Genomic DNA, 10,531 nt, shown 5'->3' with positions numbered 1-10,531 from the left:
GGATGACCAAATACTTTTTGCGACCCGAGCCCCGACCATGAAATTCATCACGAGTACCGAACACCTGAATGTTTGTGTCTGTAATTCCCAGTAATTTAAGTGTATTATCTAGTTGGGATATCTATTCCTACCCCGCTTATCTTGAGTTTCGTCGCTTAAAGCATAGCACTAGGGAGGCTTAGATGCCTTTTTTTGTTATCAAAAAGGGCCTAGTACTTTTGGAATGGAAATACTTTCCAACACCAAAAATTCTAGACCCTTTTTTGTCAGTAATATTAGCAAGCAGCCCTGAAGAATACCTTTTAACATTTGCGATGACGTTTCCTGTTTCAAAACTATCGCCTTCTTTCACTAGCTTGTATTGCCAACTAATAATTTAACAAAATTTCATCTAGTTTGCAATACATACTAGATTAATAGAAAAAGGGGAAAATGTTTTGATAATTTGTATATCGTAAATTAAATAAATGTCATAAAAACTTTAGAAGCAAGAAATTCTTTTGACAATCTTAAAGGTCTTATAAAGAATATTTTTATTTTTTTTAGCGCGCTAAAATGGTTTATATGGTCAAAATTGAGAGAATTTATGGAACAGAATCAAAGGGTTATCGAATTTTAATTGATAGTCTTTGGCCCCGTGGGGTTAGTAAGGAAAAAGCCGCAATCGACTTATGGGCAAAAGATATTGCCCCTTCGGCAGATTTACGCAAACAGTTTTACGATCACGATATTGATGAAATGGCTTTTAGGGCAATTTATTTAACGGAGCTTTCGAGCAATCCCGCCAGCAAAGATTTCTTGCAGACCTTAAGAGACCACGAGGACAGTGTTTTATTGTATGCAGCTAAAGATGATCATGAAAATAATGCTAAAGTTTTGGCTGATTATTTAAAACGTCAAGGATTTGATTTCAGCAAAAATGAACCGGAAAAGGAGCCTGATAAAGACGACCAAGAAAGCAAAATCTGAATTTATTCATGTAATCCATCCCTGGCCGCCAATTTATGATGAGAATTCAAAAGTTTTATTATTAGGCAGCTTACCGTCTCCGAAATCTTTGGCTTCCGGATTTTACTATGGCAGCCCTCAGAATATATTTTGGTCGACTTTGGCAAAAACGCTTGGTGTTGATGAACCGGAAAAAAGTAAAGAAGCGCGTTTATCGTTTGCTTTGAAACATCGTGTTGCGATATGGATAACTTTAAAGGAAGCCGACATTATTGGAGCACAGGATTCAACAATTAAGAATCCTGTTCCAAATGATTTTTCCGATATTTTAAAGAATTCTCAAATTAGGACAATTTTTACAGAAGGAAAAAAAGCCACGGAGCTCTTTAACAAATTGGCAGCGCCGAAAATAGGCCAAGAATCAGTTTATTTGCCCTCGACTTCTCCTGCTAATCGGGCCACACAGGCCAAACCGATTTTTATGGAACGTTGGAATTTGGTTAAAGACGCTCTTAATGACTGATCTGAAGCGCAAATACTGCTACTGCCGTTTTTAGTTCAAATTTTTTATATCACTAATCGGGAACTGTTGGGGAATTGAGACAGTTTTTTTAATTATATCTAAGTAAGCGCTTCCACAATGTTTATTTCTTCACAATAATATGGTATATTATCTTTGTAAATTTTTGTACAAACTTTCAGGGTGCAAGTTTACGAATTCCTCAAAAATTTAGAAAAGTAAAACCATCTTTTGTGACAGAAAATCACAGATTACTGGAAACAAATAATCTGTTATTTGGTTTTGTTTGAAGAAATAAGAATCTTTCAAATTGTTCGTTTGTTTTAGTCGGTGTGCTTAATTATCGTGATTTAATGGTCTTTCTATTTGCTACAAAAGAAGGAATTAAGATATTCAAAGAAAGTCGAGAACTAAAAATGAAAGCTGCAGTTGTTCGTGAAAAAAATGATGGGTTTGTTGATCTGATAGATGATTGGAAACCACGTGAATTAGGCTTTGGCGATGCATTGGTAGATGTTGAGTATTGTGGTCTTTGCCACACCGATCTGCATTGTGCAAGCGGAGATTTTGGCGATCCAAATACTTTAGGCGAACGCAACGGAGATTTCCGTCGTGTCGTTGGACATGAAGGAGTTGGAATTGTTTCTAAATTGGGCGAAGGGGCAGACCAATATTTGAAGGTTGGCGATCGTGTTTCAATCGCTTGGTTCTATGACGCTTGTGGTGTTTGCGACTATTGTGTATCCGGTAACGAGACTTTTTGTCGCAAGGTAAGAAATTCCGGTTATACAGTTGATGGCGCAATGGCTCAACAGGTTGTTGTCGATGCTAAATATGCAGTTAAAGTTCCTGAAGGACTTGATCCGGCTCAGGCTTCTTCGATTACTTGTGCCGGAGTTACAATGTACAAATCTTTGAAAGTCGGCGAAACCAAACCTGGTCAGTGGGTATCTGTACATGGTGCCGGCGGATTAGGCAATTTGGCTGTTCAATACGCTCATAATGTTTTTGGTGCCCATGTTGTTGCAATTGATGGAAATCCGGATAAGCTGGAAGCCGCTAAAGAAGGTGGCGCTGAAGTTTTGATTAACCGTAAGCAGCCCGGCATCGATGTTGCTGCTGAAGTTCAAAAGGACACTGGCGGTGTCCACAACGCCCAAGTTACGGCTGTTAATGATGCAGCTTTCAAGCAGGCTGTTGATTCGCTTCGGCCAATGGGCAAGCTTGTTGCTGTTGCTCTTCCGCAGGGCGATATGGAACTTAATATTGTTAAAACTGTTTTGGATGGGATCGAAGTTCGTGGCTCATTAGTTGGAACAAGAGCTGATTTGAAAGAAGCTTTCCAATTTGGCGCCGAAGGTAAGGTTACCCCAATTGTTGAAAAGGTTGATTTGAATGATATTAATGATGTGATTGAAGAAATGAAAGAGGGCACGATCACTGGTCGCAAAGTCTTTGATTTTACTCACATGTGAGATAAATATTTAATCATTTAAAAAAGTTCGCTTAAAGCGAACTTTTTTTATTTGATCTCAACAGTAAAAATTTCGGCATTTTCAATATACAAAGTATTTAAATTCTGCATTAATAAAATCAGCAAACCAAAAGAAAGGCTGAATGAAATAATCTCAAAGGCAGTTAGTGATAGATAATGCACGGTTTGAAAGAGAATTTCCGAAAGTGCCAACAATCCCGCAAAACCATAAGCCGTTAGAAGAAATTCACGGGTGGCATTCGGCAGTAGCCATTTCAAACCGATAATTAAAATTAATACTAATATGACAAGGGCGTTGGCGGACCACCAATGCAGTTCGTGTAACCAAATAATCGATCGATTATTTTGGAAAGCACCCACTAAACCAAAAACGATTGAAGTTGCCGCTAAGAGCAAACGCAAGACCTTCATTTGTGTGTTAAAGAACTGAGGGATTTGAAAAATTAAAGAAAAAATATAATCAATTAAAGTCAACATAATCATGGCGGAAAAGATTAAAGTCAGATTGAACTGCCACCAGTTATTTGATAAATTCGACCCCAAATAAGAGAAATTAATTTGCCACCAATCTTCATGCTTGTTATTGATCATTGAGAAAAAAATTCCGCCAACAAGTGTGAAAATCAGAATTGTTGTGATTGTTGAAAAATCAATTGACTGAGCTGCGTTCATCATTAAATAACTTGCTATCCCGACAAAGCCGGCAATCAAAGCAGAACTTGTGTACCGATCCAAAATAACGCCGTGAAAGGCCAAATCAACGAAATAAAAGAAATAGGAAGTTAAAGAAAAATCAAGCAACGTAAACGCAATCGACAGAGTTGTGATTGAGCGAAATTTTGCTAATCGACTTGTAATGACCAACTGTTTTCTGCCTAGTAACAATAATGCGATTAAAAAAGTAATAAATCCGAATAGAGCAGCTAAATAAATTGTAATTTGACTGATTGAGTTGGCACCTGATAATTTAACGTAGTCTGTTTTTTGAATAAAAAAATTGACCAGTGCGACGAATCCGGCTAATAGGCCGGGAACCATAAACCAGCGAAGTGATTGTGTTTGTGCCTCTGTTTTTGTTTCTTTGGCTTGAAGAATAATTCGATTATGATCGATTCTTGCCAGGAGCTTATTTTTACCGCCATTATTCAAATATAGTTTGTCAAAGGCTCTTTTTGGAATCGAGATATTTACCTGCTCATTTTTATTCATTACTTAATTCTAATTCAATTGGTAAATTCCTATAATCTCAATTATTCCTGCATATGGCGTAAAATATTTGCATATGCAAAAAGTATTTATTTTAAGTGCGGTTCGAACACCGATCGGAAAATTTGGCGGCGTTTTAAAAAATAAAACGGCTGTTGAACTCGGAGCAACGGTTATTAAATCACTGCTTAAGCGTTCAGAAATATCTGCCGAGGAAATAGATGAAATTTATATGGGTAATGTTATTCAAGCAGGCGTCGGGCAGAATCCTGCTCGTCAAGCAGCTCGTCTAGCCGGTATTCCCTTTTCAATTCCCAGCACGACAATTAATGATGTTTGTGGGTCGGGACTGCATTCGATTAATTTGGCGGCTAAATTAATCGCTGGCGGTTTTGATGACATAATTGTAGCCGGAGGAATGGAATCGATGTCCAATGCTCCATTTTTGCTTAAAAATCATCGATTTGGACATAAATTAGGAAACGAAAAGATTGATGATACATTGTTACGGGATGCTTTGATTGACCCGATCGGAAACTTCCATATGGGTATTACAGCCGAGAACATTGCAGAAAGATACTCTATTAGTCGTCAATCGATGGATAGATATGCGCTTGAATCGCATTCTCGGGCAGTTAGAGCCGAGAAAAAGGGTCTTTTCAATGATGAAATCGTTGCTGTCGATCAAGTTAAGCAAGATCAAGCACCAAGAGCCGACACTTCTTTAGAACAATTGTCGAAGTTAAAGGCTGTTTTCAAAGAAGGGGGCAAAGTCACAGCTGGAAATGCTTCGGGAATTAATGATGGAGCTGCTGGAGTTATTTTAGCCAGCGAAAGAAAAGTGGGAGAACTTAATTTGAATCCTCTAGCCGAATGGAAATTTGGGAATGCCGTTGGCGTTAATCCGGAGATTATGGGAATCGGACCGGTTTTTGCAATTAATGATCTGTATAAAAAAAACAATCTAAGTGATCAGGATATTGACTTATACGAGTTAAACGAAGCTTATGCTTCACAGATGCTGGTCGATACGTCGGAACTTCATCTGAATTTAAACAAGGTTAATCCTAATGGGGGATCAATTGCTTTGGGACACCCGGTGGGTGCTTCTGGCGCAAGGATTTTAGTCACCTTATTGTACGATCTGATTCATGAAGAAAAAAAACGCGGAATTGCCAGTTTATGTGTCGGCGGTGGCATGGGTGTTTCAACAATGATTGAAAAAATTTAACTAATCCGAAGCAATTTTGCACTTTTCTGGATTTTTAGGGGCTTAAAAGTGTAAAATATTTACGTTCGGATGGATACCCAAGTGGCTGAAGGGGTCGGTCTAGAAAACCGATAGGTCGTGTATGCGGCGCGAGAGTTCGAATCTCTCTCCATCCATAATGACGTTGGCAGGTCAAGAACTACTCCATTAGTGTTTTTACACATCTTGATATCGCTTGTCGAGGTGATATTTAGTTTTTATAAAAATAGATCGGCATCCAATGTTATGGACCGGTTTCGTTAATGTTTTCCTATTTTGACTTAATCGAATTTTTCGCTGAGCTCAATTATGATAGGATTTAAGGAATAATTCTGTTTATTTAATTCTTCTTTTATTATCGAAGCTTTTATCTGAATGGAAACTGTATGTACGATAATCAATCAAAGGAGCTATTACTAGTGGATTACGATAACTTTTTTCTAGGTGTTGATAATATGGCGGAATCTGTCGATTTTTATAAAAATGTCCTGGGTTTGCCTGTTAAATTTGATTTCCGCGACAAAGGGATGATAGGATTTCAAATTGGTGAAAATGAACCAGCCATTATTCTAAAAGATCGGCACATGTTTCCTGACGCGGAATCAACGCTTTGGTTTGTAGTCAAGAATGTGAAAGATACCTATTCTCATTTAAAGGAAAGTGGACATGTAAATTTTATGTCGGAGCCATACGAGATTCATACTGGGCTTGCTGTAGAATTCGAAGATTTATCCGGCAATCGTTTGGGAATTACTGATTACAGCAAACAATAGTTATGTGGCAGTATGTGGTATAAAGTAAACTCAATCTTTGGTTTATGTATCTTGAGGACCTTTCAGAAGCTTTAAATGGTTAATCGGGGTTAATACTGATTAAGTCATTAATAGAGTGTGTCATTAAGAAGATGAATTTCTTTGAAAAGGTAGCAGGATTTTCGGGCTTGGGTTGGTTCATCCAATTGGCAATAATGGTTAGTGTTTGGGTAACGGCCAGTTGCATCATGAATTCGACGCTTAAACCAGTCTTGGCCTCAGAGCCTTTAAAGTAAGGTTCTAAAATATCAATATAACTTTTCATAATAAATCTAGTCCAAGGCGGGCAGGCTATGCCCTTGTACAAAATCTGCAAATATTGTCGTTTACTGTAAAGATCGGGCAGGATTTCTTCAGCAAAAAAATGAATTAAATCGGTGTGTTGATATGCAGCTTGTTGAGATAAAAATTTTTTTAATTTCATTTGTGGATTCTGATCGATGAAATAATGCAGGGCAATAACTAGTTCATCGATGCTCTGATAGTGAGTTTTATATAACGCTTGGCGTGACATCCCCAGTTTGTTTGCCACACTGATTAATGTTATTTTGGAATATGAGCTTGATTCTTTGATGACAAGGACAAAAGCCGTAAAAATACGTTCGTCAATTTCGTTACATTGCATTTAAGACGCCCCCTAAAAAAGTTATTTGAAAATGAGCCGATATTCTACAATTAATTTCATTATGAGTCAATGATAAACGGTTGACAACTGTCAACCAAAAGGGATTGAATAGTATTTTTTTTCATGAGAAGATTGATTGATGGAAGTACTTAATAATATTGATAAGAGTGTACAGAAAGATATCTTTGAGATATTAAAAGAGAATGTCAATAGGTAGTACGATTGTGTATACATCGCATATAGTGTTAACAAATTATCCGGTTACAGAGGTTGAAATATGAAGATCTTTAAAATAATCTGCATGTACATTGTCAACCTGTTGATTCTGGCGACGGTAACTTTACCAAATCACAAGAACATAGTTACGGTTGTTTGCCAACAGTTTTCAAAGAATACAATTATCCCGGGAATTTGGCTTGCCCTAGTTGTTTTGATATTATTCCTCTTAGCTGATCGTTTGAATAAAAAGGATAGCAATGATATTTATTTCAATCGACTAAGATCAATAATGATGTTATTGATCTTTGTTTCTTTAGCGACAAGTATCTTTTTTTGAATCGAATGGTGCATTAAAAAACTAACAAGAAACGACTGATTTTTAAACAAGCAATTTTTTAGTAATCGTTAACCAATTGCGAATTTGGGCTATAGTCTTAAAAAAGTTTGACATTCGTGAAAAAGACCGATATCGTAATCTCGTTGGTGAGAAAATTGCCACTGCTAAAGATTGAAAGAGGCATGTGATTTCATGGAAGTATTTGACTATGAGAATGTTCAGTTGATTCCTAACAAATGTTTGATCAGCTCGCGTTCAGAAGCTGATACGAGTGTTGAGTTTGGCGGACATCGTTTTAAATTACCCGTCGTACCAGCCAATATGGCTTCGGTTATCGACGATAAGTTGGCAATTTGGCTTGCGGAAAATGGATATTTTTACATTATGCACCGCTTTGAACCGGGGAAAAGATTTAACTTTGTGACCGATATGAAGCAAAGGGGTTTGATTAGTTCGATCAGTGTCGGCGTTAAAGAAGAAGAATATCGTCTGATCGACGAACTGGTTGATGCTGGTTTGACGCCGGACTATATCACAATTGATATTGCCCATGGCTATGCTAATACTGTGATTGATATGATCCATTATATTAAAAAACATTTGCCGAAGGCCTTTGTCGTTGCTGGAAATATTGCGACACCGGATGCTGTCCGTGAATTAGAGGACGCTGGTGCCGACGCCACAAAAGTTGGGATTGGTCCTGGAAGAGCCTGCATCACAAAATTAAAGACAGGTTTCGGGACAGCTGGTTGGCAGCTGGCAGCTGTCCGTTTGTGTGCTAAAGCAGCCCGCAAACCGATTATTGCAGACGGTGGTATTCGTCATAATGGTGATATCGCCAAGTCGGTTCGTTTCGGCGCGAGCATGGTTATGATTGGCTCCCTTTTTGCCGGCCATAAACAGTCTCCTGGCAGTGATCTGGTGATCGACCATCGTCACTACAAGCAGTATTATGGGTCAGCTTCAGCCAAACAAAAAGGCGTTTACAAGAATGTCGAGGGGAAGGACCTTTTGGTTCCTTACCGTGGTGACATTGCAAACACCTTAAACGAAATGGCTCAGGATCTCCAGTCCTCGATTTCTTATGCTGGAGGAAATAATCTCCAAGCTTTGAGAACTGTTAATTATGTGATTGTGCAAAATACAATCATGAATGGTGATTAAAGATAATAAATAAATTTAATTTTCCTGCTGTTTAACACTTCCAGCAGGATTTTTTATTTTATTAGTCACCCTGTCTGGTTGGATAATCAAATTTAATAGAACAGCACATAAGCTGGCAATAACAACGCCGTTACTGAAAATTAATCTAACTGTTTCCGGTAAACTTTGGAAGATATTCGGTTCGACGCTGACACCTAAACCGGCGCCAATCGAAATAGCAGCCACAAGGATATTTTTGTTGTTTGAAAAATCCATTTTCTCCAGTATGCGGATTCCCTGAATAGCAATCATGCCAAACATAATCACGGTTGCACCACCAATCACGGGAGTGGGGATGATTGTTGCTAATGCACCGATTTTAGGCAGTAGGCCGAGCAGCATTAAGAAACCGGCAGCATAGTAAATCGGTTGGCGGCTTTTAATACCGGACAATTGGACCAAACTGACGTTTTGTGAAAAAGTCGTATACGGAAAAGTATTGAAGATACCACCTAATATGCCGGCTAAAGCCTCGGCACGGTAACCTTTTTTGAGATCCTTTTCGCCAATCGGTTTTTTGGTGATATCGCCGAGGGCGAAAAAAACACCAGTTGATTCTACTAAGGAAACCAATGAAATGGCAATCATTGTCAAAATAGAAGAAACCTCAAAACGTGGAGTGCCGAAGTAAAAAGGTTGTGGGAAGTGGAACCAACTGGCATCAACAACTGCTTTAAAGGAAACCATGCCCATCAAGGAAGCTAAGATTGTCCCCAGTAGAAGACCGATCAGGACGGCGATTCGACTGATGAAACCACGACCATAAACACTGCAAACCAAAACAACTAAAATCGTGAACAGACCCACAATCAAATTATTGCCGGAACCAAAGGATTTAGCTGTGGCACTGCCGCCGCCAAGATTTACAAAACCGATTGGGATCAGAGTTAAACCAATTACTGTAATGACAGTTCCGGTTACCAAGGGTGGAAAGAACTTGCGGATTTTGGCAAAGAGGCCCGCAATTAAAAAGACAAAGACGGCTGAAGCAATGATCGCACCATACATAGTGCCGATTGAAAAATTTTGACCAATCATTTCCAATGGAGCGACTGCTTGGATGGCGCAGCCTAAGATAACCGGTAATCCAATCCCAAAAATGCGATTAGTAAATAATTGCAGAAAAGTGGCCAGCCCACACATGAAGATATCAATTGAAATAAGATAGGTCATTTGAGCAGCACTGAATTTAAGTGCACCACCGATTAGTAGTGGGACAAGAACTGCTCCGGAATACATTGCCAACAGATGTTGAATACCTAAAAGCGCTGAATGATAATTATCGACAAGATTATTTTGACTTTCCCGATTATTAATTGACATGCGAAGTTTCCCCTTGTTTACTAAAAACGACTTGTCCATCCTCGAAACGATCAATGCTTGCCAGCGAGACAAGCGGCAGGTTTTTTGACAAGATTAATTGATGTCCAGCTTGAAAACGTTTTTCAATTACAATACCGACGCCGACAGCGCTGGCACCCGCCTGATTTATGATATCCAGTAATCCTTGAACCGCTTGGCCGTTAGCCAGAAAATCGTCAATGATCAAAACACGATCACCGGGATTGATAAACCTTTTTGAAACGGCAATCTGGTTTTCTGTCTGTTTTGTATATGAATAAACGCTGGCAGAAAAGAACTCCTCATTTAAAGTACGGCTTTGGTGTTTGCGCGCAAAAATCATTGGTACCTGCAGCTGAAGACTTGTCATTAGAGCTGGAGCAATTCCTGAGGATTCGATTGTGAGTACCTTACTTATGTTTTCGTGACTGAACTTTTCAGCAAAAGCCTGTCCGATTTGCGACATTAAAAAAGGATCGATTTGATGATTCAAAAAACTATCGACCTTTAGAATATCTGATCCGAGCACGATGCCTTCGGATTTAATTTTCTCTTCTAAAATTTTGATAACTAATC

The 10,531-nt window shown here is 38.6% G+C and carries 11 protein-coding genes and 1 tRNA gene; 8 read left to right on the top strand and 4 right to left on the bottom strand.

Annotation, left to right across the window (positions count from 1 at the left end; translation table 11 throughout):
- Positions 1–555: 555 nt before the first annotated feature.
- The 3 genes from A3G9_RS0105555 to adhP all read left to right on the top strand — a co-directional run bounded on the left by A3G9_RS0105555 (position 556) and on the right by adhP (position 2,943).
- A complete protein-coding gene (locus tag A3G9_RS0105555; protein ID WP_002817057.1) occupies positions 556–969 on the top strand; it encodes a DUF488 domain-containing protein in 414 nt (137 codons plus the stop codon).
- A complete protein-coding gene (locus tag A3G9_RS0105550) occupies positions 920–1,471 on the top strand; it encodes a DNA-deoxyinosine glycosylase (protein ID WP_018025256.1) in 552 nt (183 codons plus the stop codon). Before A3G9_RS0105555 ends, A3G9_RS0105550 begins: the two co-directional genes overlap by 50 nt.
- Positions 1,472–1,884: 413 nt before the next feature.
- Positions 1,885–2,943, top strand: coding sequence for an alcohol dehydrogenase AdhP (adhP, locus tag A3G9_RS0105545; RefSeq protein WP_026163838.1), 1,059 nt, complete (start codon positions 1,885–1,887; stop codon positions 2,941–2,943).
- A gap of 47 nt (positions 2,944–2,990) precedes the next feature.
- On the opposite strand, the gene A3G9_RS0105540 is transcribed toward adhP, so the two are convergent.
- Positions 2,991–4,172, bottom strand: coding sequence for a hypothetical protein (locus A3G9_RS0105540; protein ID WP_002817054.1), 1,182 nt, complete (start codon positions 4,170–4,172; stop codon positions 2,991–2,993).
- Between the two features lie 73 nt (positions 4,173–4,245).
- Here A3G9_RS0105540 and A3G9_RS0105535 point away from each other — a divergent pair, with 73 nt between their 5' ends.
- From A3G9_RS0105535 to A3G9_RS0105525, 3 genes are all read left to right on the top strand, one after another.
- Entirely contained in the window at positions 4,246–5,400 is a 1,155-nt protein-coding gene (locus A3G9_RS0105535; protein ID WP_002818348.1) for a thiolase family protein, read from the top strand.
- A gap of 67 nt (positions 5,401–5,467) precedes the next feature.
- Positions 5,468–5,555 (top strand) — tRNA-Ser (locus A3G9_RS0105530).
- A 249-nt stretch (positions 5,556–5,804) separates the two neighbouring features.
- The gene (locus A3G9_RS0105525) at positions 5,805–6,191 is read left to right on the top strand and encodes a VOC family protein (protein WP_002820992.1); all 387 of its coding nucleotides are present in this window, start codon (positions 5,805–5,807) and stop codon (positions 6,189–6,191) included.
- A 79-nt stretch (positions 6,192–6,270) separates the two neighbouring features.
- Here A3G9_RS0105525 and A3G9_RS0105520 read toward each other — a convergent pair whose 3' ends face one another.
- Positions 6,271–6,855 carry a TetR/AcrR family transcriptional regulator gene (locus tag A3G9_RS0105520; RefSeq protein WP_002818352.1) on the bottom strand — a complete coding sequence of 195 codons (585 nt, stop codon included), beginning with the start codon at positions 6,853–6,855 and terminating at the stop codon, positions 6,271–6,273.
- A 277-nt stretch (positions 6,856–7,132) separates the two neighbouring features.
- Here A3G9_RS0105520 and A3G9_RS0105515 point away from each other — a divergent pair, with 277 nt between their 5' ends.
- Both A3G9_RS0105515 and A3G9_RS0105510 read left to right on the top strand, forming a co-directional pair.
- Positions 7,133–7,411 (top strand): hypothetical protein, encoded by a 279-nt coding sequence (locus tag A3G9_RS0105515; protein WP_002818354.1) that lies wholly within the window; start codon positions 7,133–7,135, stop codon positions 7,409–7,411.
- A 192-nt stretch (positions 7,412–7,603) separates the two neighbouring features.
- On the top strand, positions 7,604–8,575 hold the full coding sequence (locus A3G9_RS0105510; protein WP_002817212.1) for a GMP reductase: 972 nt from the start codon (positions 7,604–7,606) through the stop codon (positions 8,573–8,575).
- A gap of 15 nt (positions 8,576–8,590) precedes the next feature.
- Here A3G9_RS0105510 and A3G9_RS0105505 read toward each other — a convergent pair whose 3' ends face one another.
- The gene (locus A3G9_RS0105505; protein ID WP_002818356.1) at positions 8,591–9,937 is read right to left on the bottom strand and encodes a nucleobase:cation symporter-2 family protein; all 1,347 of its coding nucleotides are present in this window, start codon (positions 9,935–9,937) and stop codon (positions 8,591–8,593) included.
- A complete protein-coding gene (locus A3G9_RS0105500; protein ID WP_032825126.1) occupies positions 9,927–10,523 on the bottom strand; it encodes a xanthine phosphoribosyltransferase in 597 nt (198 codons plus the stop codon). The genes A3G9_RS0105505 and A3G9_RS0105500 overlap by 11 nt, the downstream gene beginning before the upstream one ends.
- Positions 10,524–10,531: the final 8 nt, after the last annotated feature.

Source organism: Oenococcus oeni DSM 20252 = AWRIB129 (assembly GCF_000372485.1).
GTDB lineage: Bacteria > Bacillota > Bacilli > Lactobacillales > Lactobacillaceae > Oenococcus > Oenococcus oeni.
This window is presented reverse-complemented; position numbering and strand designations above follow the sequence as displayed.